Here is a 23061-nt window from a genome sequence, read left to right on the forward strand (position 1 = left end):
ACCAACAGAAGAGGATCTACCAATGAAACTCACCACAACCCGCCGTCAATTGATGGTCGGCGCTGCGGCCGCGTTGGCCGTGCCGGCTTATGTTCGTCGCGTGAACGCACAATCTGCGACCCGAGTCGCTGGCGTGCATATGTCTCCGGTCGAAAACGCGTGGAACAGTCGTATCCATGTAGCGATGCAGGAAGCCGCCGATGCTGGTCTGATCGAGTATGAGTTCTCGGAAGGTGTAGCTCCGACTGACTATCCCCGCGCGATGCGCGAATATGCCGAAGGTGGTGCGCAAATCATTTGGGGCGAATCCTACGCCGTTGAACGCGAAGCACGCGAAGTGGCGGGCGATTACCCGGATACCGCTTTCCTCATGGGCTCTTCCGGTGGGCCGGAAGGGGACAATTTCGGCGTCTTCGGCACCCGCAACCACGAAGCGGCCTATTTGGCCGGGATGCTTGCGGGCCAAATGTCAGAAAGCAATGTCTTTGGTTCGGTCGGCGGTTATCCGATCCCTGAAGTGAACCTGTTGATCAATGCCTTCCGAATGGGGGTGACCGAAGTGAACCCAGATGCCACCTTCGTCAACGGCTTTATCGGAGCATGGTTTGATCCGGCCCGCGCACAAGAAGCTGCGATTGCCCAGATCGACGCGGGCGCAGATGTCCTGTTTGGTGAGCGCATTGGCACTGCGGATGCCGCCCAAGCGCGGGGTGTGAAGGCCATCGGTTCGCTTATCGACTATACGCCTCGCTATCCAGGCACAGTCTTTGCCAACGCGATCTGGAATTACGGTCCTACTATCGAGGCCATCGTAGCCGACGTTCAGGCCGGTAACCCAACGGGGCGCAACTACACAGAATATTCCTTCATGGCCCATGGTGGCAATGAGTTGATCTATGTCGCCGATGAAGTGCCTGCTGACGCCATCCCGGCAATGGAGGCTAAACAGGCCGCGATCCAATCCGGCGAATGGGATGTTCCAATCGACGAAAGCGAGCCCTCCTGATCCCGCGGGCTTTGACGTGACCGATGCCACGGCTCTTGCGGCCGCCATTACGTCAGGGCAGATCACTGCCTTCGACGTGATGGAGGCAAGCCTTTCTGCCAGCCACGCGCAGGCGGATTTGGGGGCCGTGGCATTTCTGGACGAAGACATGGCGCGCGCCGGGGCAAGGGCAGCAGACGCATTGCCATCTGACCAGCGCGGTCCGTTTCATGGGGTTCCGTTTTTGGTGAAAGACCTCGGTGGTTTCGCAAAAAGGCTACCTGCTGCGGCAGGATCCGCAGCAATCCGCGCACAAGCGCGTAAACCTGAAAGTGACAGTCGCCTGTTACAGGATTTGCGCCAAACTGGCTTGATCCCTTTTGGCTTGACTACAACACCCCCATTCGGCCTTTCCCTGACATGCGAACCAGATGGCATGGCTGCGACCCGAAATCCATGGAATCCCGCGTTGACACCCGGTGGTTCATCTGGCGGCGCTGCGGCTGCGGTTGCAGCCGGTATCGTTGCAATTGCTCATGCAACGGATGCAGCCGGATCCATCAGAGTACCTGCTGCGTGTTGTGGTTTGACCGGGCTCAAGCCGTCTCGTGGTGCGGTGCCCGGAGGCCCAGATTTTGCCAATCACCTGATGGGCATAGCGTCTGAGTTGATCCTGGCGCGATCGGTCCGTGACGTGAAGACCGCCCTTGATGCTGTTGTCCAACCTATGGCCCCAGTGCACTTCCCAAAACGTCCCCGTGTCGCGGTGGCATTGCCGGAACGTTGTGGACCTAATCAGCGCAAAGCTGCGGAAGGTGCTGCCGACGCGCTGCGCGACGCAGGCTGTGAAGTGCATGATGTTCGTGCCCCCGACCGGATTGGGGCTGAGGCTCATGAAATCGCCCGAACCATACTGGCTGTTTCGTTGGCTGAGTGGCTGACCGCACTCAAGATATCTGACGACCAGGTTCCACCGCTCGCAGCCGCCATGGCTACTGAGGGTCGTGCGACACCTGCCACCGCGCTTTTTGCGGCCTCGCGACAGCTGGCACGCCTGACAAATCGCTCCCGCAAGCTTTTCAAATCCGCCGATGCCATCCTGATGCCGGTCCTCTCCTCTGCTCCGCCCGTTGTCGGCACTTTGGATCTGTCTGGCACTTCCCCCGATGAACACATGGCGCGGCTGGAAGCTTTTGCCCCAAACGCGGCACTTGCCAATGTTGCGGGCTTGCCAGCCCTGGCGCTGCCTTTTGGCATGGCAAATGACCTTCCTCTCGGTGTGCAACTGATTGGTCCCGCCGGCGCCGATTTCGCACTGCTAAAACTCGGTGCACTTATCGAGACCCGCGCGCCCGCACTTTCCTTTCCGTCCCCAATCGCAGGCCTACCCGCATGACCAAGGTTCTGGAGCTTCACGGCATCACCAAGCGTTTTGGAACGCTTACCGCAAATGATGATGTGACCCTGACACTGGCGGAGGGGGAAATCCTTGCGCTTCTGGGTGAAAACGGCGCAGGCAAGACGACGCTGATGAATATCCTGTTTGGCCACTACGCAGCCGACGCAGGCACTGTCAGGGTGTTCGGGAAAGAGCTGCCTCCAGGCCTTCCACGTGCAGCGATCGAGGTGGGTGTGGGAATGGTTCACCAGCACTTCACGCTTGCGGGCAACCTCACCGTTCTTGAAAACGTCATGCTTGGCTCCGAACCCTTGACGCGCGCGCGATCCGCTCGTGGTGAGGCGCGCGAAAAGCTGTTGCAGATCGCAGAGCGGTTTGGCCTGCCCGTGAACCCCGAGGCCAAGGTTCGGTCGCTTTCCGTAGGAGAACGCCAGCGTGTTGAAATTCTTAAAGCGCTCTACCGTGACGCGCGCATATTAATTCTGGATGAACCTACTGCCGTTCTGGCCCGGCCCGAGGCGATGCGCCTGTTCGAGACCCTGCGCGACATGACGAAAGAGGGTCTCTCGCTTATCTTCATCAGCCACAAACTGCATGAGGTCATGGCTGCCTCTGACCGTGTGGCAGTGCTACGCGGCGGCAAGATGGTTGCAGAACGCAAAACCTCTGAAACCAACCCCGGAGAGCTGGCGGAACTGATGGTTGGCCGCAAAGTGGAACGGCCCGTACGCCATGACCATAAGATTGGCGCGCCAGTGCTGATTGCAAAAAATGTGCGCGTGGAAGAGGACGGTGAGTTGCGTCTGGATGACGTGTCATTCACCGTCCATACTGGTGAAATCCTTGGTATCGTTGGCGTTTCAGGCAATGGTCAGGCTTCGCTCGGCGGGTTGCTTTCTGGGCTGGTTCACCCAAGTGCCGGGCAGCTGACACTTCTGGACGAAGATATCGGTCATCTGGGGCCGCGCGGCATGATCCGTGCGGGGGCTGGTAGAGTACCGGAAGACCGACACGCGGAAGGCGTAGTAGGCGAGTTGAGCCTGTGGGAAAATGCAGTGCTCGAACGGCTGCGCGCACCAGAGTTTTCGCGCCGCGGCTTTGTCCGGCAACGTGCCGCCCGCGATTACACGTCAGGGCTGATTGAACGTTTTGATATCCGTGGTGCCAATCCCGACACGCGAACAAGGTTGCTGTCTGGCGGCAATATGCAAAAGCTTATCCTCGGTCGGGTCCTGACCAACGGACCGCGCTTTGTCGTCGCCAACCAGCCGACGCGCGGCCTTGATGAAGGGGCAATTGCCGCCGTTCATGCCGAGCTTTTGGCAGCACGGGCCGAAGGCGCAGCAATTTTGCTCATCTCTGAAGAACTGGAAGAAGCCGTGGCCCTGTCAGACCGTATACAGGCCATCGTTAAAGGGCGCTTGTCGGAGCCCATATCCGCCAACGAGGCTGACCCGCAACGCCTTGGCCTGATGATGGCGGGTGTCTGGAAGGAAAATGATGATGCGGCTTGAACGACGCACACATGTGCCGCTGCACCTTGTGATCATTGCGCCGCTGGCCGCGATCTTTACTGCGTTACTTCTCGCTGCGGGTCTCATCGCAGCTGCGGGGGTAAACCCGCTCACGGCGTATGGCGAAATGCTGACCGGTGCGCTTGGCTCACGCCTTTCGATCACCGAGATGCTGACCCGCGCCACACCGCTCATTTTCACAGGGCTTGCTGCGGCAGTCGCCTTCCGCGCGCGACTTTGGAACATCGGAGGTGAGGGACAGTTCTTTGTTGGTGCGCTGGTCACCGCTTGGATCGGGCATTCGCTCGGGGTTCCGGGATGGATTGGTATTCCACTTTTGATGCTGGCAGGCATGACTGCGGGCGCGGCTCTTTTGGCGGGACCTGCCTATTTACGCCTGCGTTTCGGGGTAGATGAGGTGGTGACGACCCTTCTGCTCAACTTCATCGTAATCCTTTTTGTGGGCCTCATGATTGAAGGCCCGATGCGCGATCCGTTGGCCTTTGGGTGGCCCTCTTCAGTGCCCGTAGACGGAGATTTTCGTCTGCCGGATCTGATCCCGCGCACACGTCTGCATATCGGGCTGCTTTTTGCCATCGCAGCGGCAGGTGCAGTTTGGCTGATCCTGGCGCGCACCGTTTTTGGCGCTGAAACGCGCGCCGCAGGTTTGAACGCCAGTGCCGCTGCCTTTGCCGGTATATCCCTACCCCGAACGATCATGGGCGTAGCCCTGCTTTCGGGCGCCCTGGCGGGGCTCGCCGGGTCTGTCGAAGTCATGGGTGTTACAGCAGGGGTCACCACTACCATGAGCCCCGGTTTTGGCTATGCAGGCATCGTTGTCGCCATGCTCGCCGCTTTGCATCCGGCCGGCGTCGTTGCTGCCGCTGTTTTCGTTGCTACAGTCTTCGTTGGGGCCGACGCCATGAGCCGCGCGACCGGTGTTCCCAGTTTCATCGCTGATGTGATTGTTGCGCTCTGTTTGCTTACCATGATCGTGGCCCTTCTTTTCACAACCTACCGGGTGCGCCGATGAGTGATGCTATTGATCTGCTGCTGAATACCAGCCTGTGGACTTCCGTGTTGCGTATTGCTACGCCACTCATATTCGGCGTCCTTGGCGCATTGCTCTGCGAACGTTCGGGCGTGCTCAATCTGGGGATCGAGGGGATTATGACCATGGGCGCGATGAGCGGTTGGCTTGCCGTCTACATGGGTGCACCTTTGCTCGCGGGCCTGATGATTGCCGCCCTTTGCGGCGCTGTGATGGGCTTGCTGCACGCCATGCTGACGGTTCCGCTTGGGCTGTCGCAACATGTATCGGGGCTTGGTATTACGCTGTTTGCATCCGCTTTGGCCTACTACCTCTACAGGCTACTTGTCGAAGTGGGTGACTTGCCCCCAACGATAGAGCCTTTCCAACCGCTCAATGTTCCGGGGCTTTCCGATATACCTGTTCTCGGTCCGATCCTGTTTTCCCAGGCCCTGCCGACTTATCTGGCGCTATTTGCTGTGGCTGCAATGGCGTATGTCCTAGCCCGAACACCACTAGGGCTGGCCATTCGTATGACCGGTGAAAACCCGCATGCGGTTGAGGCACAGGGGTTGAATCCCATCCGCATCCGCATCGGCGCAGTCGTTGTCGGATCGGCTTTGATGGCGATGGGCGGGGCTTTCCTGACGACAACGGCGTTTAACAGCTTCTTCCCGGGTATGGTTCAGGGGCGTGGCTGGATTTGCATTGCGCTGGTCGTCTTCGCCAGCTGGCGACCCGGCAAGGCGCTAATTGGCGCGGTATTGTTCGCATTCTTCGATGCATACCAGCTGCGGCTGCAGACTGCGATTGAAGGCGTACCCTACCAGCTCTTCCTGATGGCGCCTTACGTACTTTCTATCGCCGCGCTCGTCCTTGTCGCCCGCAGAGCCGAAATACCCGCGGCGTTGATGGCACCCTACCGGCGCGGTGAACGTTAGCGGCATTCGTTCGCACATATTCACTGGAATTGATCAAGATAAAAGACTTCGCGCTGCAAACCTGAACGCGTGTTGTCGCGTTAATTTGCGGCGCACCAAGGAATACTGATACTCGGATTGTTAAGGCTGAGCAACGACGTGCTGGGACACAAAAGCAATTCCGAACGGCTGAATGGGTTGCCGCGAACCTCTTATAACCACCTGGAGATCGATGGCCTTGCTTCGACCGTTCCCGTTTTCGGAATGGGAAATGGCTGTTTTCAGCGCGGTTATTGAGAACCTTGTGCGGCCAGAGATGCTCACGACAACTTCGTCAAGGTGCCAGACGTCGCCTTGTTGGCCCTGTTTCCAAAACCCCGGGCGAGGTGCATAAACAGACAAACTGCATATCCAGAAGAGATCATCAATGTTTTCACGCGACAATATAAAATACGAACCCATCGATCTTCCTGACCACCTGGATTATTCGGCGGTTCAAAGCCTTGAAGAAGCCCGCGCATTCTATGCCCAAATGAAACGGCGGCATACGGTTAGGGACTATTCAAGCAAGCCGGTTTCTCGCGAGGTGATTGAAGAGTGCATACGCACGGCGGGCACAGCGCCCTCAGGAGCAAACCATCAACCTTGGCATTTTGTGGCTATCTCGGCCCCCACCTTAAAGACGAAGATCCGCGAAGCCGCCGAGGAGGAAGAGCGCCAGTTCTATGAAGGTGGAGCGGGTGACGAATGGCTGAAAGCGTTGGAACCAATTGGCACCAACGACAACAAACCGCATCTCGAGGAAGCCGCATGGTTAATCGTCGTTTTTGCGCAGCGCTGGGGCCATTTCGAGGACGGAACGCGTTTCAAGAACTACTACGTACCCGAAAGCACGGGCATTGCCTGTGGTTTCCTGTTGGCCGCACTACATCATGCAGGCTTGGTCACTCTGACGCATACCCCGAACCCGATGAAGTTCCTCAATAGGATGTTTGATCGACCGGATAGCGAAAAACCAATCATGATCGTGGCAGTTGGTCATGCCGCGAAGGACGCAAAAGTACCTGCTGTGGCGAAGATCAAAAAGCCACTCGAAGAGATTCTGACGGTTGCTGAATAAGTGCTCCCGAACCATCGACGTCCCCGACCCAAAACGGACATTGAACACTGAATTCAAAGGTTGCAGCGGCATCTCGAACAGCGAGTATTCACAACAAGAGCGCACGCTCTTCATTGGTCACCGATCCCCTCCGAGCCACGTGCTTGTCGCTTCAAGCCCTTTTCGCAAGACACCGAACATTTGCTCAATTTCGCTCTCGCTAATGATAAGCGGCGGTGAAAGAACACACATGTTGATCACAGGTCGAACCAACAGCCCACGTTTCTGGCATTCGATATCGATCTGGCCGCCAATTTCGTAGTCGCACCCCAGATCGCTCTGGGGATCACCATCGACTGAGCATTGAACGCATCCCATCAACCCCATGCCACGTACATCGGTAACGATGTCAATCTGACCCAGCTGCTGTAGCTGATCCTGAAAAATCGGAGTGACCCTTCGAACGTGCTCAAGAAGCTTTTCCCGTTCAATAATTTCCATACTTTTCAGACCAGCGGCTGCGCTGACCGGGTGACCAGAATAGGTATAACCATTAGAAAAGGTTGCGTCTTTTCCTGAAACATCGGCGATCAATCTATCCGAGATAATCGCGGCGCCCATCGGTGCATACCCGGATGTCATTCCTTTGGCACAGGTAATTATGTCTGGCTGAATGCCAAAAACTGCCTCCGAAGCAAACCAATGGCCCAATCGCCCGAAAGCCGTCACTACTTCGTCGGAAATGTATAGAACATCATACTTCCTGCAGATGTTTAGGCAGCTTTCGTGATATCCTTTTGGCGGCACGATCACGCCACCAGATGCCAGAACCGGTTCGGCGATAAAAGCGGCAACATTTTCTGGGCCCAGCGTCACAATGGCGTTTTCCAGGTCCGAAACTTTCTCTTTCAGAAAGCTCTCTTCGCTTTGACCAGGTGCACGGTAAAGCGGATTCACGTCCGGCAGGAAATGTGCGAGGTCATCCGCCTTGTCGAGCCAAAGTCTGTCACGCTCTTTTCCACTGACGCTGGCTGCCAGGTAAGTGCTTCCATGATAAGCTTTTTGCCGTGAAATGATTTTCTTTTTCTTGGGGCGTCCCAAGAGGTTGTTGCGGAAATGGACAAACCGGATGGCAGTATCAACCGCAGTGGAACCGCCGGTGGTAAAAAAGACATTGTTCAAGTCGCCCGGCGCACGTTTGGCGATTTCGCGTGCGAACCGCGCGGCAGTCGAGTTGGAGTTGTTAAAGGGCGAGAAATAAGCAAGGTTCCGAGCCTGCTCAGCCATGGCCTCTGCCATCTCCTCTCGCCCATAACCGATCTGGGTGCACCACATGCCTCCCGGTCCGTCGATCAAGCGTTCGCCTTTTTCGTTCACCACATGGATGCCGCTGGCACCTTCAATAAATGTCCGGTCGTTTTCGCCCAAGGTTGCCATCCCTTCCCACGGGTGCAGGAAGTGGTCGTTGTCCCAGTGCTTGGCGTTAGAGTTATCCACGGCGGGCCATACTTTCTGCGCTCATGACAATTGGGAACTCTTCGCGCACCTGAGCGTCTGAAGCGCCGAAGTAGTTGGGGAAATGGCTGTCGAGAATGGAATTGGCCTTGTCACGGGCGCGGTCCAACAGATCAGTTTTGCCTTCGTTTTCCCATGTATCTGTACGCTCACGATCCATGAGCCGCGGGTAGACAAATTCGGTGTTCATATAGTTCAGCGTGTGTGGGTTGCCGAGGAAATGACCTGGGTCGATGGCACACTGGTGGATCACATCCACCGCCATGGTTTCATCTGTGACCTCTATCCCGCGCAACGATCGCAGGATCATACCACCTGCTTCGTCATCGATGACCATGCTTTCAAAACTGCATCCCATCAGGCTGCCGATCATCCCGCCGAACTCGCACAGCCGATTGGCACCAGCATGGGCGGCAAGCGTGAAGGTTAGCGCCTTTTCCAACCCGTATTGCGCGTCGGGTATTTTGGCATCTGTCATGCCTGCGCCAACGGATGTGGGAAGGCCATAGAAGTTGCCCATCTGAATGGCTGCTGCCCCGATGAGAGCCTGTTCGCCGCTGCCGCCGGTGAACGACCCGCTGCGCAGGTCTGTGATGAAGGGCCAGGCAGCAAAGCAGACCGGACAGCCCGGTGTGATGAGGTTTACAATGGCAACACAGGCCAGTGTTTCGGCTACGGTTTGAACCAGTGTTCCCGCAAGCGTCGCGGGGGCTGTGGCCCCGGCCTGAGGAGGCACTGCCAGATCGACAGTTAGCCCAAGTTTGGCGGTATCAATCAGGATTTCCATGTTCTCCTTGCCGATCCGCAAGGGGGAAACCATAGGGCAGCCGCCAAATATGACGCTTGGCTTCTTCATGAAAGCCCCATCGCCACCTTGCGCCATATCGAACATGCGAATGGCATGTGGGATGTGGCTACGGTCGCGAAAGGTCAGACAGGCAGGTTTTTGGCTACCTGCGAGCATCGCATATACGGTGTTCATGTCGTGAGCGAAATCATCGGTCACGTCGGTGGCCAAAACCGTGTCGCCCAGCATATGAATGTTATCCAAACAGTCCACCAGACGGGTGAAATCATAAACGTCGCGCAGGACCGAAGGGCGATAAGTTTTGGTCTCGGAATCGAAGGTGGTGACGGCAGTGCCAGAGTTGGCGAAATAGACACTCTCCGCCGAGCAATGCATGTCGTCTTTGCCTTCACGCTCTCCGCGGGCATAGACGTAAAATTCCTTGGCAGCACCAGCCAGGATGTCGTCCATCAGGGCACGGGGGAAGCATAGCCGGTTGAGGTCATTCATCACCGCGCCCTTGGGCAGCACCAGATCAAGCAGTTCCGGGAAATGGTCGGTGACGCCGGTGTTTTCCAGAACGGTCAGGGCCGCTTGGTGAATGTTCTCCATATCTGATTGGGTCAACGGCTTATAGCGCCCGCCGCTTAAGCCTCCACGCACGGCCTCGTTGCCCGTAGTCGCCTGTTGCACCTTTATGCGCGCGGCGCGCCCACCACCACCGCGACGGCGTGATTTTACCTCAGCCATTACCGGCCATCCTTTGTTCTGGTTCCGGACTGATCATTGCGAAATAGAAATCGTAAAAATCCTGGATCGAGGTTTCCATTTCGCCCAAGGGCCCCGGTTGGAAGTATTGAGAATTCACACCGGACTGGTTGTGGCGAATGATACGTTCGTCATCCAAAGATGTGACATGCCAAAGCCAGGTCAGGTCTTCCTTGTCGTAATCCTGGCCTTCTTCGGCGTCAGCGCGAACCAGCCAGACCACCTGAATGTCGGTTTCCTGCAGACCACGTGGAACAAAGCGGTAACCCACCATGTGATCCGAATAAATCAGGAACCAATTCAATGGACCAATATCAAAGTCAGTTGCACCGCCATCGAAACCCTTCAACGTTCCAAGCAACGGGGCAATCGCCTCGCCTGATCTACTGCCGGTTTTATAACCTGGGTAAAGCGGATAGCGCCTATAGTACCCGCTGGTGAATGGAGTGTGCGCAGCGTCGCCGACAAGCGCCAATTCATCAGGTGACAGCCCGACTTCCACAGCCCTTGCCTTTAGCGGTTCGACCAAGCCAGCCATTTCCTGTGGCGATTTCAGGCTATGAGAACGAGAATACTCTTTGTGCGCCGGCCCGCAGTGATAGCATTCAAGATAGTTCTCAACCGCCAGTTTCCAATTCGCTGGAACCGGGAATGACGCCGTATGCGCCACTTTCAGATCGTCAAAGCCATAGGGTTCGACGAGTGGCGAAAGCTGGCTGAGGACAGGATCTAGCGATGGCGTGTTTGCATCGGCACAGACAAAGATCAAGCCTTTGAAGACACTCACCTGAACGGGAAAGAGCCCGAATTTGGAGGGGTCAAAGTGTTCCCCCATGTTATGGCCTGCACGAAGTTTTCCCGATAGCTCATATGTCCAGGCGTGATACGGGCAAACTAGAACACGGGAGTTGCCGGACTGTTCAGTGCAGACGCGAGATCCACGATGGCGACAGACGTTCAAATGAGCGCGAACTTCGCCTTCACGGTCGCGAACAATAATGATGCTCTCCGGGCCATAGTCGAACAGAAAATAGTCTCCGGAGTTTGGGATTTGGCTGACATGCCCTGCCCAAAGCCAGTTACGGTTCCAGACCTGGGCAATGTCATAGTTATAGATGTCTTGCGAAGTGTAGAATTCACGCGGCAGCGCGTGGCCGTACTGGTGCGAGGCCATCAAAGCATCTAACTCAAACGGTCGGCTGTTCATCACGTCTCCTCCAAATCGATTATCTCGCGGCGAAACCAATCCTTGTCTGCTTCTGCCTTTGGGCGTTCAAAATCGCGTGCCGCGCGGTGGCCTGCGAAGACTGCGTCCACGATCAACCCCGGAGACGCGGCATCGCCAATGAGTTCGAGGGTTTTCAATCCGGTCCCTTGCAGGCTGTCATAAAGAGCCGTCTCGCGGTGGCGCTCGGTGACCAGAACCGTTGAGGCGCACGGTATGTCAGTTTCGCGGCCGGTAAAGGCGCACCCAATGCGCGCGATGTCACCTTCAACCGCCGTCAGCACCTGATTGCAGCGAATGTCGATACCAAGCTCGATCAGGCGGGCCTGAATACGAGGCTGCTCCAAAGTATTGACAGCGTAAGTTGAAACTAAACTCTCTGGCGTGACAAAGACCACCTGGTATCCGGCGGTCGCCAGTTTTTCAGCGATCACCCCTGCCAGATAGATATGGTCATCATCATAGATCATCACCGGTCCATCCGGGGGCAGAATGCCTTTCATGATGTCATCAGGCGTCAACACTTTGGCGGTTTGCTCGATCTGAGGCATATGGCGCTGCGTGCTACGGCCGATGCCGTCGGTACGCCAATGGCTGCCGGTGGCCACAAAGACGTGTTCGACGCCAAGCTCTGCCACCTGATCGCCATCAAGTCTGCTGTCAGTGAACAACTGAACGTTGCCGCGCTGCTTTAGGTCATTCAGGCGATAATCGACGACGCGGGACCAAGCCGCGAGGCCGGGAAGTTTGCTTTCCATTGCAACACGTCCACCAAATTCAGCTGAGGCTTCGGCCAAGGTCACCTGATATCCTCGCCTTGCCAATTGCGTGGCGCATTCAAGACCGGCGGGTCCACCGCCAATAACCAAAGTATCCGCGTTGCTCTTTTTCGGCGCAATGATCTCGGGGTGCCAACCGCGGCGCCATTCCTCGCCCATGGTCGGGTTTTGGGTGCAGCGGATCGGGATGCCCAGATTGTCAGATGAGACGCAGATATTACAGCCGATGCATTCGCGGATTTCGTCAATGCGACCCTCTTCAATCTTTTTGGGAATGAATGGGTCCGCGATGGAAGGTCGCGCCGCTCCGATAAGGTCGACAATTCCCTTTTTGACCATCGACAGCATCATATCGGGAGACGTCAGGCGACCAACACCAACCACGGGTTTCCGTGTTACCTGTTTGACGTGCGACAGAAACGCGTTCTGATAGCCATCTTCTGGTTGAAAGCGAGTTGTGGCACTGTCATTGGACCAGTCGGCTACGTTCACATCCCATAGGTCAGGAAGATCGGCCAAAAGCTCGACCACGGCACGGCCTTCTTCTGAAGCCTGCATGCCGTCAGCGCCCACCATCTCATCAATGGCAAAACGGAGCGCCACAGCGCAGCTGTCACCTACAGCTTCGTGGGTGTCTTCCAGCAGTTCGCGTGTCAGGCGCACACGATTTTCAAGCGACCCGCCATATTCATCACTACGCTGGTTCATATGCGGCAGCATGAAATGTTGCGCCAAAGTCATGTTGTGTCCGGCATAGACGTAAATGATGTCAAATCCGGCATCTTTCGCTCGCAGGGCGGCCTCGCGGTGCCAGCGGCGGAACTCGCGAATATCAGCTTTATCCATGGCCTGCGCCTGCTTGGGATGCGTCGTATCGACAGACATCTCGGAAGGTGCAAGAACCGGAGCCCGGGTCAGCAGGTTCTGCGCATGGTTGCCATTGTGCACCAGCTGGATAGCTGCCAGCGCACCATGCGCATGTACCGCATCCGTCATCAGCCGCAACGCGGGAACATCGCGCCCGTCCCATAGCCGCCCCTCGGCGTAAGGAGACAGGTCTGAGGTTGGGTGAATCTCGGTCTCCTGATTGGAAACCACCGCCCACCCACCTTCGGCTTTCATCCCACGAACGGCGGCATCCGCCCGCGGTCGGACATGCCCCAGCCCGGTGCAATGTGGCACCTGATAAAAGCGATTTCTGGCTGTGACTGGTCCAATCTGAACCGGTTCAAAAAGCAGAGCATATGGGTTCGCGTTCGACATGTTCACGCGTTTTCCTGTATCTGGGATCCGGAGCCGTAAGGCCCCGGAAAAGTGGTTGTGTTAGAAGCCGGCTTTGATCCGTTCAAATTCTGCCAGCATTTTCGCCTCAAGCTCGGGATTCACCGCATCAAAGAACAAACTGCCTTCGAAGAAGCTTTTAGGGTCAGCAAAACCATAGGCTTCGATGTTGGCCTGATCGGCAACTTCGAACGCTTTTGCGTTGGAATGTGGGTAGCCCCAGTTGTCGATGATGTACTGACCGCTGGCAGGATCAGTGAGCGCGTTCAACAGATCATAGACCTGATCGACCGGAGTCGTGGAAGACTTCAGATGCACGTAACCGCACGCCCAAGTCGCGATGCCCTTATCGACATCACGCATCATCGCGGCAGGCACTTCGTTCCAGATCAGGTTCAGTTCTGACTGGTTCCAGGCCCAACCCAATTCGATCTCACCGCTGGTCATGGCCTGATCAAATTGACCCGCATCGGACCAGTAAAAGCGCATGTTCGGGTGGATCGAGCGCAGGAAATCAGATGCTTCCTTGAACTGCTCGTCGCTCAGATTGGTATAATCGTCGGCGTTTCCAGTGGCCAGCGCAGCCAGGGCGTACGCAGATGACGCGGCATCCGGGACGGCGATCTTGCCTGCATAGGCCGGGTCCGCCAGCATTTGCAGCGAAATATCATCGCCTGAGATTTTGTCGGTGCGGTAGATAAGGCCCGTGTTCCCCCACTCGAACGGCAACATGTAAAGCTTGCCGTCTAGGACGATGGCGTCGACTTCCTTGATCTCGGGCAGAACATCGGCCCAGTTGGTCAGTTTGCTTTCATCCAGCGGCTGGATCAGGTCGGCTGCGACCCATTTCCGGACCGCGTCAGAACAAGGATGCGCCAGATCAGCCGTGAAACCCGAACTTAGTTTCGTAAAGGCTTCTTCCTGACTTCCGAAATAGGAATAGCTTGGTGCCTCATTCCCGTATTTTTCCATGTAGCTGGCAAAGAACCCGGGATCTTCATATCCCGACCAGTCAAAAACCGTCAGATCAGCGCCACCTGCTATGGCACTTCCCGTACTTATCGCCGTCGCACATGCGAAGGCCGCAATTCCCTGAAGTCTCATTTTATCCTCCCACTATTTTACTTTGTGTCTGTACCTAGATCGATCACGCTTGCCCCCTGTAGCCCCAGCCAAACTGCGTCGCCGCGTTTGAAATCGACCGTGTGAAAATAATTTGGAACTGAGACCGAGATTGGTTTTTCAGCTCCCGCCACCTGAATGTGGTAGTGAATGTTCTCGCCATAGAAGGCGACGTTGCTGACAGTGCCTTGAACCGTTGATGGATAGTCTTCTGGTTTTTCAGCAGCGATTTCCAATTGTTCCGGGCGAATACCGATGTTCATGTCTTTAGAGCTGGTCGCAACGTTGGGGTTTCTCTCAATCTCAATCCGCCCGAAAGCAGCCGCATCAATCGACAATATATCGCCGGTTTCTCCCAACATCTGGGCAGGCAGTATGTTCATCTCACCGATGAAACTGGCCACTTGCTGATCACAAGGACGGGCATAAAGCGTGGTTGGTGTGTCCACCTGCTTGAGCCGTCCATTGAACATCACGCCAATACGATCGGACATGGTCATCGCCTCATATTGGTCATGGGTGACCATCACAAAGGTGATGCCAAGCGATTGCTGCAGGTTGCGCATTTCAAACTGCATCTGTTCGCGCAGCTTCTTGTCGAGTGCTGACAAGGGCTCGTCCAGCAACAATACTTTGGGTCGCATGATCAGCGCGCGGGCAAGCGCCACCCTTTGCCGCTGCCCACCCGACAATTCACTTGCGCCGCGATCCTGAAGACCGCCCAGCTCGACCATTTCCAGGGCCTCGGCTACGCGCTGGTCGATCTCACCCTTGGGCGCCTTGCCCCGTAATCCATAGGCCACGTTGTTCCCGACGTTCAGGTGCGGGAAGATGGCGTAGCTCTGAAAGACCATGTTCGTTGGACGGTTGTTGGCAGGCACACCTTCCATATCCTGACCGTCGATCAGCACGGTACCCGCGGTCGGTTCCTGGAAGCCCGCGATCATCCGCAATACCGTAGTCTTGCCGCATCCCGAGGGGCCGAGGAGTGAGAAAAACTCGCCCTCTTTGAGATCGAGATCGATCCCGCTGGCCGCCAGGAATGTGCCATAGCGCTTTTCGACGCCCCTGAGTTCTATGATGTTTCTGTCTGTCATCGGACCTCTGATGCGGATGAGCGGCGGCGGAAGTACTCGGCCAGTACCAAAAGCAGAACCGAGGTAAGCAGCAGGATAGAACCCAAGGCCAAAACGTTTGGAAGCTTGGCGGGGAAACGGATCTGGCTCCAGATATAGACCGGCAGTGTTGGTTGGTTGCCGGACAGGAAAAAGGCCAGGACGAACTCATCGAAGCTAACCGTAAAAGTGACCAGCATACTGGCTATGATACCGGGGGAAACGACCGGCAGTGTCACGCGGTGGAAGGTTTCGAACACGCCGACGCCCAGATCGTAAGATGCCTCTTCCAGCGACGCGTCGAAGTCATCGAACGCGGACTTCAAGATCGAAACGGAAAATGGCAAGGCGAGGAACGTATGGCCCAGAACAACGGTGAGCAGAGATGGCTTGAGACCAAGAAACAGAAACAGAACCAGCATTGACGAAGCTACGATAATGCCCGGAATAACCAACGGCAGCATCACCAGTCCTTCAGCTGCACGCTGACCCCGAAAACGATAGCGAACAAAGGCACGAGCAGCAAAAAGCCCCATAGCGGTAGATAGAATTGCGACGACCGTGCCGACACCCAACGAATTCCAAAGGGCCTGGATCAACGTATCCTGTTCGCCCAGCTTCCGATACCAGTCCAGCGTCCAGCCCTTGATCGGAAAGGCAACGATTGTACCGCTGTTGAACGAGAACAAAGGTAGGAAAAGAACCGGCAGGTACAGAAAAACCAAATACAGGAAAGCATAGGCTGTCAGGGTCGAGGGGCGCTTCATCTGATCCTCCTCCCAAGCTGCGTGGCGGTAATGACAAACACGATGGCGACGAAACCGACTGACAGCATTGCGATCAGCGAAAGTGTGGCGCCGAGAGGCCAGTTGTTGGCGGCCCCGAACTGCACCTGAATAAGATTGGCAATCATCTTCCCGTCCGATCCGCCGACCAGTGCTGGGGTCACGTAGTCACCGACTGTTGGGATAAAGATAATCAGGCAAGCCGCAATGATCCCCGGGATCGTCAACGGTAGCGTCACCCGCATGAAGCGTTGCATAGGACTGTTGCCGAGGTCTGTGGCAGCCTCCAACAGGCTTGGATCGATCTTCTGCAACGAGACATAGATCGGCAGGATCGCAAAAGGTGCCCAGGCATGAGCAAGCGTCAGCACGACAGCGAATTCATTATAGAGCAAGAAGTCGAGCGGTTCGTCGATCAGACCAAGCATCAGCAGTGCAGAATTCATCACCCCGTTGAACCCAAGGATGAGCTTCCAGGCAAATACGCGCAGCAGATAGCTGGACCAGAACGGAATGGTGATGAGCAGAAGCCAGATAGTCTTTTTCCGGGCCTTCATCGCGATGAAGTAGGCGATGGGATAGGCCAGTGCGACAGTGACTACCGTAACTGCTCCGGCAATCCAGATCGACCTTAGCATTAAGTGTCGAACCAGCGGATCGGCAAACGCGTCGCCATAGTTTTTCAGCGTCGGTGTCTTGTCGAGCGTTACGTAGGTTTGGGTCCAGAACGAATAGGCGATCAGGATCACCAAAGGCGCCGCCACCAGAAACCCCACGTATGCCGTGGCTGGTGCGCTGAGGGTATACCCCCGGGACGCTTCGCTACGAAAAATCACTCTATCTCCCATCTCGGTACTTACGAGTCTCTAATGGACGATCGTCCATTTAATGTTGCGCCAGAAAGGCCTTTCGTGTCAATCTTCCTGTGAGCCGCCCACATGAGAAGACCCTAAGCTTATGGAATCATTGAATAGAGTGACAGAACCCAAAGGAAGAAAGCGTAGTTCGAAGCGCGATCCGGAAGCCAACAGGCAGCTTCTGATCAAGGCTACACTGGATACTATTGCTGATATCGGAGTTACCGACACCTCGGTCAGTCGAATCTGCGAGCGCTCAGGTCTGTCGCGCGGAATGATCCATTTGCATTTCGGGGGTAAGGACAATTTGCTGACCGCAGCGGCCCAGCATTTCAGTACGGAATATTATGCCGAGATGGACAGATTGACCGATCTGGGCTCGGATGCATCGCCCGAAGACCGAGTGATGGCTGTGATTGAGGCTGATCTGTCTGAAGCTTTATTGAATCCACGAAGTACAAAAATCTGGCATGCATTCCGCGGCATCGCGAGCTCACACCCAGGCATTGCCCGTTACAGCAGCACTCAGGATCCCAAACTTGTCGAGACTTTGCGGCATGCGTTCACGGAGATAGCCCGGAAAAACGGGCATGATCCGAACTTGGTGAATGATGCCACCAGCGGAACGCTGGCCCTATTGGAAGGTATGTGGGTAAACTATCTTACCGATATGCAAGTTTTTTCGCGTCGACGCTCAGCTGAACTTATTCGAAGATTCTTAGCCGGACTTTTTCCCGGCAAATTCATTCTATGAGGCTTAGCGACGCTCGAAATTGATGTAGAGACAAAGCCCCATTTTCGAAAGCCAACATCCGCTTTGCGATGAAGAATTTTTCGAGATCAGGGGGTTATTGCCAGGATACATCACTGTTCGGTAGATCATCCCGGTGTAGGACCATCACCACATTTGGCCTGCTTGACGGCAAATGATCAACCGCGTCCCAATCCCAAAGAACCAGATTGATGTCATCAGGCGTGGCCCCCGATGCGAAACTGTTCACCAGAACACCTGCGTAGCCTTCGCCTTTCAGGCTTTCCGCAACATCATGAGTTGAAGGGATCAATTCCCTGTGCATCTCGGACTCCCAGTTGTCATTGGCGAGATCCTCCCAGGAAATACCCAATGCATGTCTGGTATCCCGGCTGGTCAGATCAACGATATGAAGGCAATCAACCGCCAGAAAATAAAATGTATAGGGTTCTTGATTCAGGCTGAAACGCACCTCGCGCGCGGCTGTTTCATGGGAAAGCGACGTATATAGCGCGGGTTCACCGATCGGGTTGAACCGCCCACCGCGTCGCGCAGTCCCCTCCCCTGATGTCGGCAGGTACGACCAGCGCGGTTTGGCGGCACGGATGACAGTACGCTGCACCCGGATGGCATGCTTCAAGCGTAACCACCTTCTAAACGCCGCAGAATATGGGACTTCAACGCCGTGTTCTCTCCATCCTTGACGATTTCCTCAGGCGTACGCCCGCCAAACCCCACAATGGGCTCGGATCGATACCAGGCATAGGCCATAAGCGAGCTTCCAACGGCCGGTGCAACGGCGTTCAAAATCTCAATTAGATGACGCAATGATGTCTGGACCGATACGGAAGCTACACGCTGCCGCCGAGACAAGGATTCCGGAGCAATGCCTAAGGTCTCACCAATCTCGCGCTTGGTGGTTTTAAGATACCGGGCCAGACGATCCGGTGAGATCAATCGGTCTTCTACAAGATCACGTAATTCCATATCGATCACTCCTGATGCCACAATATATGGACCAATTTATTGACAATCAAGGCTGCCCGGCCTTTTGCCCCGTACTTTGCAGCAAAAAATCAAGCCGCCTAGGCCGGTATGGTCATGGGTCCGCGCGATCCGAGATGAACAATGCGATCAACTTGGCAATGCCGTCTGATCCTTCCCCAACTGAAATTGTCCGCTCTATATAGTTAGGAAACGGAGGATCAACTCTGCGGGACAAGTCGGGTACCTTCGGAATGGTGTATCGCTACTCTGCTGAGTGGCCTTCAATAACCTGACAAAGACCAATTGACTGAATGCTAAAAACTGACACAACTAAGACTAACAAGCTTCTATGCAACTACAGCAGTATCGGCACTGAAAACTGTGATCAAACAAAGAGATATCGAGCGTGAAGTCGGGCAAACCTTACAAAGGCTAAGGCAGGAACGCAATCTGATCCTCTCTGAGCTGGCGACAACATCGCAGGTCTCGACCTCGATGATCAGCCGAATTGAAAACGGTAGCGTCTCTCCGTCTCTTGGCACGCTACAGGCATTGGCGGACGCGATGAATGTTCCTCTGATGGCCTTGTTTGCGGACACGGAAGTTTCGGCCGACGTACATCACGTCAAAGCAGGCGAAGGTCTCATGTCCCGGCGTATTACGCAGGGCCACGTGCATAACTACCTTTTACTTGGTAAACATGGCGGACCGGGAGGTCTGTTTCAATCTGCCCGTATTACCATTTCAAAGGACCAATCTGGGACATTGCCCAGTTACCAGCACGAAGGCTGTGTTTTTCTCTACATGATAATGGGCGACGCAATATACAGGTGTGGCACCGAGGATTTTGTTATGGCAACTGGCGATACCCTAAGCTTTGATGCCAAGCTGCGTCACGGGTTTTGCAAGATCGTGTCGGATGAGATCGAATTCATCACTGTATCAACTCGCCCGCAGTAAATTCAGACCGCGATTTGACACTCTCAGGCCGTATAACCTACCCGGACCGTTTCATATTCTTGTATTATGTGAAACTATGAATAATCCAACCGCATATCCCAATCAGGCACTGAGCCCCCATGAAAATTACGTTCAAACAGGTTGATGCATTTCGAACCGTCGTCTCCACCGGAACTGTAACCGAAGCGGCAGCGATGCTGGGCATCTCACAACCCGCGGTCAGCCGCCTGATCTCGGATTTCGAGGCCGAAGTCGGTTTTCAGCTGTTTCAGCGCTCGGGCCGGGTCCTGGTACCCACGGATGAAGCACGCTTGCTGGTGGAAGAGGTTCGGCAGGCCGTTAGCGGCATGGAGCACATAAAGGATTCCGCCACAGCCATTGGGAAGTTCGGTCACGCGCGGCTTAACCTGGTGATCACGCCGGGGGTGTCCTCTCAGCTTGCTCCGGATCTGCTTCAGGAGTTTTCAGCTACTTGGCCAAAAGCCATGGCCCGAATGGAAATCGCGCCCAGCGATGACGCCGTCGAATGGATGGTTTCGCAGAATTACGATTTCGGGATCACGACAACCCAACCCGCCAACCCGTCCTTTGACAGCCTGGTTATCCGGAACAGCGACGTCTGTTGCGTCGTTCCAACCGGCCATCCTCTGGCAGAGAAAACCATAGTTCAGGCGCAGGACCTGGCGGGTAAGAGCTTTATCTCATATATGCCGTCCTCACGCTTCCGGTTTGAGATTGACCAGTTTTTTGAGGCCAAAGGGATCTCACGTCAGATGCAGTATGAGACCCGCACTACCGACGCAGTGTGCCGTCTGGTCGCGCGCGGTCTAGGAGTTTCGGTTGTCGGAGCAAGCCTGGATTATCTCAAAACCATTCCCGATTGTGTCGCGCTGCCTTTTGCGGCGCCTCTGACGTTTCGAGCAGTCCTGTTCTGGTCCAAGAACAAGCCCTTGTCCGCCGTGGGACAGTCCTTTTTGAAGATCGTGCAATCGCAGATCAGCGACGATTAAGCGCCTCGCGAAAACTGGCTCGCGCCTGCGCGCTGTGGATATAGGCGTAGTCCCGAGGGTAAGGGGCACCTGCCGTCAGTTCCATCGAGACGAATTGCGGGCCGGTGGATGACAGAACCTGAGGCACCGCAGCTGAAAACTGATCCAGCTCGGTAAAGCGCTGCACACTGGCATACCCGGCAGCCCAGGCCATGGCCGCAAAATCAACCCTATCCGCACCAGGCAGGGGATGCGACCCGTTCACCTCATAGACCCGGTTAGCCGACAGAAAATGATAGAGGTTCGTCACCCCTGAATTGGCAATCGTCACCAATGTCCCAAGATTCATCAACAAGCTGCCATCGCCATCCAGAACGATGACCCGCCTGTCAGGATTGGCCAGCGCCAGACCAAGACCATGGGACGACGCCTGTCCCATAGCCCCGACGGCCACGTAATTAAGGTCGCGCGGATTCAGGGCAAGCCAGTCGAAACAGCTCTGATAAACAGCAACAACAATATCGTCCTCGCGGACATGAGGGATCAGGGCCTTAAGCGCTGCGTCGCGGTGCATGGTCATGATGCCTCCGGCGCCCGGCCGATCAAGAAAATGTGGGGTCTCGAAGTTGCATAAGCCGCTTCAATCGCCTGCGGGATATGAGCCTCGTCCCCTGGCCATTCGATCAGGGAATGTGACAATTCCATCGCATTCAACACCGGCCGAACAATCCGCACCCCGTAAGAGGCCGATTGGTCCGGATGAATATGTGGCTCTTTACCCTGCAGGCCAACCATCATGACCACCGGCAGTTCATAATCGACGCCAATGGCCCGGATCGCATTCAATGAATCCATCAGCCCCGTTTGCTGCATCATCAGGATCGCGCGCGTGCCGTTAAAGGACATCGCCCCGCAGATGCTGACGCCCTCATCCTCCTTGCAGATCCGGGTCAGGCGAAATTCGGGATCTCGCGAGATCGGCCAGAGCAGCCCGTCACTGGTAACGATGTCCGGCAATGCCACGATTTCGCCAACACCCGCCGCTTTGATAGCAGCGATGATAGCCGCACCTGAAGGATTCTTGACCTGCGGCGTACATTCGGTCGGTAGAGGGGACGCAACCATCAGACACCTCCGTCCAGAAATGCGGCAAGCCCATCCCGCGCCGCTTGCAGTTCATGCCTGTGACCGATGGTGATGCGAATAAAATCACGGTAGGCGGGTGAGGCGAACCGACGCACAGAAATCCCCTGTCCGCGCAGGAAAAGATCGGCCGCTTCGGCAGATTTCACAGGGTCCGGAAAATGAACCAGCACGAAATTGGCCTGACTTGGGACAACATGCAGACCCATTTCCGTTAGCGCGGCGCTAAGCCAGGCTCGGTTGTTCAAATTGGTCTCTCGCACGAAACGGGTATGTGCCGTGTCTTCCAGCGCCGCGACAGCCGCTGCGACCGAAGAGGACGCCACCGGGAAAGTCAGGCCGATCCGACGCACACTATCCACCACATCGTTGGACCCGTACATCCAACCAACACGCGCACCAGCCAGCCCGAATATCTTGGAAAATGTCCGGCACATGACCACGTTGTTGGCAGCCTCTACCAGCTTATGCGCGGGCTCATAATCTGCCGCATCGACATATTCCTCATAGGCAGCGTCCACGATCAGCAGGACGTTTTCCGGTAGCGCGGCATGCAGGCAGCGCAGCTCTGCGCTGTTCAGATAGGTGCCTGCCGGGTTCTCCGGATTGGCGAGGTAGACGATCCGGGTTCGTTCGGTCAACGCATCGATCATCCGGTCGACTGAAGGTTTGAATGCGTCATCCGCGACCGACACCACCTCGGCATCGTTGGCAAAAGCATAGTTGGGCACCTTGAGATAGCCATTGGCGCTGCGGATCAGCTCGGTACCTTGCCCTAGGTAGGCCCGGGCCAGACGGGCCAGCAGATCGTCCGATCCCTGTCCTGTGGTGATCCGGGCCGCATCCAACCCGTACTGCGCGGCAATCGCCGGGGCCAGAATATCGTCAGGGTTTTCCAAATAGCGCTCGACATTGCTGATTGCCGCACAAGCGGCAGCGCGGGCAGACGGGCTAGGACCAAACACGCTTTCATTCGAGTTCAAAAGAATCGCAGGCGGTGGAACGTCAGCAGACGCCCCTCCAATCATATGAGGTTTAATCCTGCCTATT

Annotated in this window: 22 protein-coding genes and 1 pseudogene; 9 read left to right on the forward strand and 14 right to left on the reverse strand. The window is 55.8% G+C overall.

Features of this window, described 5'->3' with window-relative positions; translation table 11 throughout:
- Positions 1–22 precede the first annotated feature (22 nt).
- From AC2FD9_RS17670 to AC2FD9_RS17690, 5 genes are read left to right on the forward strand one after another with little or no spacing between them, the layout of a single operon-like run.
- Positions 23–1006 (forward strand): BMP family protein, encoded by a 984-nt coding sequence (locus tag AC2FD9_RS17670; RefSeq protein WP_282170363.1) that lies wholly within the window; start codon positions 23–25, stop codon positions 1004–1006.
- Entirely contained in the window at positions 975–2381 is a 1407-nt protein-coding gene (locus AC2FD9_RS17675; protein ID WP_496837760.1) for an amidase, read from the forward strand. Before AC2FD9_RS17670 ends, AC2FD9_RS17675 begins: the two co-directional genes overlap by 32 nt.
- Positions 2378–3898, forward strand: coding sequence for an ABC transporter ATP-binding protein (locus tag AC2FD9_RS17680; protein ID WP_496838137.1), 1521 nt, complete (start codon positions 2378–2380; stop codon positions 3896–3898). Before AC2FD9_RS17675 ends, AC2FD9_RS17680 begins: the two co-directional genes overlap by 4 nt.
- Complete coding sequence (locus AC2FD9_RS17685; protein WP_496781035.1) at positions 3888–4931, forward strand: ABC transporter permease; 1044 nt, start codon at positions 3888–3890, stop codon at positions 4929–4931. Before AC2FD9_RS17680 ends, AC2FD9_RS17685 begins: the two co-directional genes overlap by 11 nt.
- On the forward strand, positions 4928–5869 hold the full coding sequence (locus AC2FD9_RS17690; RefSeq protein WP_496838139.1) for an ABC transporter permease: 942 nt from the start codon (positions 4928–4930) through the stop codon (positions 5867–5869). Before AC2FD9_RS17685 ends, AC2FD9_RS17690 begins: the two co-directional genes overlap by 4 nt.
- A 112-nt stretch (positions 5870–5981) precedes the next feature.
- On the opposite strand, the pseudogene AC2FD9_RS17695 reads toward AC2FD9_RS17690, so the two are convergent.
- Positions 5982–6161, reverse strand: a pseudogene (locus AC2FD9_RS17695) (IS6 family transposase); the annotation flags it as partial.
- A gap of 114 nt (positions 6162–6275) precedes the next feature.
- Here AC2FD9_RS17695 and AC2FD9_RS17700 point away from each other — a divergent pair.
- Positions 6276–6968: a nitroreductase family protein gene (locus AC2FD9_RS17700; RefSeq protein ID WP_496838140.1), complete on the forward strand. Its 693-nt coding sequence runs from the start codon at positions 6276–6278 to the stop codon at positions 6966–6968.
- A gap of 117 nt (positions 6969–7085) precedes the next feature.
- Here AC2FD9_RS17700 and AC2FD9_RS17705 read toward each other — a convergent pair whose 3' ends face one another.
- Genes AC2FD9_RS17705 through AC2FD9_RS17740 form a run of 8 tightly spaced genes read right to left on the reverse strand, consistent with a single transcriptional unit; the run spans position 7086 to position 17172 of the window.
- Complete coding sequence (locus AC2FD9_RS17705) at positions 7086–8444, reverse strand: aminotransferase (RefSeq protein ID WP_496838142.1); 1359 nt, start codon at positions 8442–8444, stop codon at positions 7086–7088.
- Positions 8437–9999: a trimethylamine methyltransferase family protein gene (locus tag AC2FD9_RS17710; RefSeq protein WP_496838144.1), complete on the reverse strand. Its 1563-nt coding sequence runs from the start codon at positions 9997–9999 to the stop codon at positions 8437–8439. The genes AC2FD9_RS17705 and AC2FD9_RS17710 overlap by 8 nt, the downstream gene beginning before the upstream one ends.
- The gene (locus tag AC2FD9_RS17715; RefSeq protein ID WP_496838146.1) at positions 9992–11224 is read right to left on the reverse strand and encodes an aromatic ring-hydroxylating oxygenase subunit alpha; all 1233 of its coding nucleotides are present in this window, start codon (positions 11222–11224) and stop codon (positions 9992–9994) included. The genes AC2FD9_RS17710 and AC2FD9_RS17715 overlap by 8 nt, the downstream gene beginning before the upstream one ends.
- Positions 11224–13284 carry an oxidoreductase gene (locus AC2FD9_RS17720; RefSeq protein ID WP_496838148.1) on the reverse strand — a complete coding sequence of 687 codons (2061 nt, stop codon included), beginning with the start codon at positions 13282–13284 and terminating at the stop codon, positions 11224–11226. Before AC2FD9_RS17720 ends, AC2FD9_RS17715 begins: the two co-directional genes overlap by 1 nt.
- Positions 13285–13344: 60 nt before the next feature.
- Positions 13345–14406 carry an extracellular solute-binding protein gene (locus AC2FD9_RS17725; RefSeq protein WP_109310916.1) on the reverse strand — a complete coding sequence of 354 codons (1062 nt, stop codon included), beginning with the start codon at positions 14404–14406 and terminating at the stop codon, positions 13345–13347.
- Positions 14407–14423: 17 nt separating this feature from the next.
- Positions 14424–15521: an ABC transporter ATP-binding protein gene (locus AC2FD9_RS17730; protein ID WP_496838149.1), complete on the reverse strand. Its 1098-nt coding sequence runs from the start codon at positions 15519–15521 to the stop codon at positions 14424–14426.
- Complete coding sequence (locus AC2FD9_RS17735) at positions 15518–16306, reverse strand: ABC transporter permease (RefSeq protein WP_496838151.1); 789 nt, start codon at positions 16304–16306, stop codon at positions 15518–15520. Before AC2FD9_RS17735 ends, AC2FD9_RS17730 begins: the two co-directional genes overlap by 4 nt.
- Entirely contained in the window at positions 16303–17172 is an 870-nt protein-coding gene (locus AC2FD9_RS17740) for an ABC transporter permease (RefSeq protein ID WP_496756714.1), read from the reverse strand. The genes AC2FD9_RS17735 and AC2FD9_RS17740 overlap by 4 nt, the downstream gene beginning before the upstream one ends.
- 127 nt (positions 17173–17299) lie before the next feature.
- On the opposite strand from AC2FD9_RS17740, the gene AC2FD9_RS17745 reads away from it, so the two are divergent.
- The gene (locus AC2FD9_RS17745; protein WP_496756716.1) at positions 17300–17935 is read left to right on the forward strand and encodes a TetR family transcriptional regulator C-terminal domain-containing protein; all 636 of its coding nucleotides are present in this window, start codon (positions 17300–17302) and stop codon (positions 17933–17935) included.
- 94 nt (positions 17936–18029) lie between these two features.
- Here the strand turns inward: AC2FD9_RS17745 and AC2FD9_RS17750 are convergent, their stop codons facing one another.
- Positions 18030–18572, reverse strand: a complete 543-nt coding sequence (locus AC2FD9_RS17750; RefSeq protein ID WP_496756718.1) for an RES family NAD+ phosphorylase — start codon at positions 18570–18572, stop codon at positions 18030–18032.
- Positions 18569–18919 (reverse strand): hypothetical protein, encoded by a 351-nt coding sequence (locus AC2FD9_RS17755; protein WP_496756720.1) that lies wholly within the window; start codon positions 18917–18919, stop codon positions 18569–18571. Before AC2FD9_RS17755 ends, AC2FD9_RS17750 begins: the two co-directional genes overlap by 4 nt.
- A 381-nt stretch (positions 18920–19300) precedes the next feature.
- Between AC2FD9_RS17755 and AC2FD9_RS17760 the strand changes: the two genes are divergently transcribed.
- Both AC2FD9_RS17760 and AC2FD9_RS17765 read left to right on the forward strand, forming a co-directional pair.
- Positions 19301–19879, forward strand: a complete 579-nt coding sequence (locus tag AC2FD9_RS17760) for a helix-turn-helix domain-containing protein (RefSeq protein WP_282154130.1) — start codon at positions 19301–19303, stop codon at positions 19877–19879.
- 119 nt (positions 19880–19998) lie between these two features.
- The gene (locus AC2FD9_RS17765) at positions 19999–20889 is read left to right on the forward strand and encodes a LysR substrate-binding domain-containing protein (protein ID WP_282170347.1); all 891 of its coding nucleotides are present in this window, start codon (positions 19999–20001) and stop codon (positions 20887–20889) included.
- On the opposite strand, the gene AC2FD9_RS17770 is transcribed toward AC2FD9_RS17765, so the two are convergent.
- The 3 genes from AC2FD9_RS17770 to AC2FD9_RS17780 are packed head-to-tail and all read right to left on the reverse strand — an operon-like array spanning position 20876 to position 23039.
- On the reverse strand, positions 20876–21448 hold the full coding sequence (locus AC2FD9_RS17770) for a thiamine pyrophosphate-dependent enzyme (RefSeq protein ID WP_282154132.1): 573 nt from the start codon (positions 21446–21448) through the stop codon (positions 20876–20878). The two genes, AC2FD9_RS17765 and AC2FD9_RS17770, sit on opposite strands and share 14 nt — an antisense overlap.
- Complete coding sequence (locus AC2FD9_RS17775) at positions 21445–21993, reverse strand: decarboxylase (protein ID WP_282154133.1); 549 nt, start codon at positions 21991–21993, stop codon at positions 21445–21447. Before AC2FD9_RS17775 ends, AC2FD9_RS17770 begins: the two co-directional genes overlap by 4 nt.
- Positions 21993–23039 (reverse strand): pyridoxal phosphate-dependent aminotransferase, encoded by a 1047-nt coding sequence (locus tag AC2FD9_RS17780; protein WP_496838155.1) that lies wholly within the window; start codon positions 23037–23039, stop codon positions 21993–21995. The genes AC2FD9_RS17775 and AC2FD9_RS17780 overlap by 1 nt, the downstream gene beginning before the upstream one ends.
- Positions 23040–23061: the final 22 nt, after the last annotated feature.

It is taken from the genome of Ruegeria sp. YTSC230, assembly GCF_059609665.1.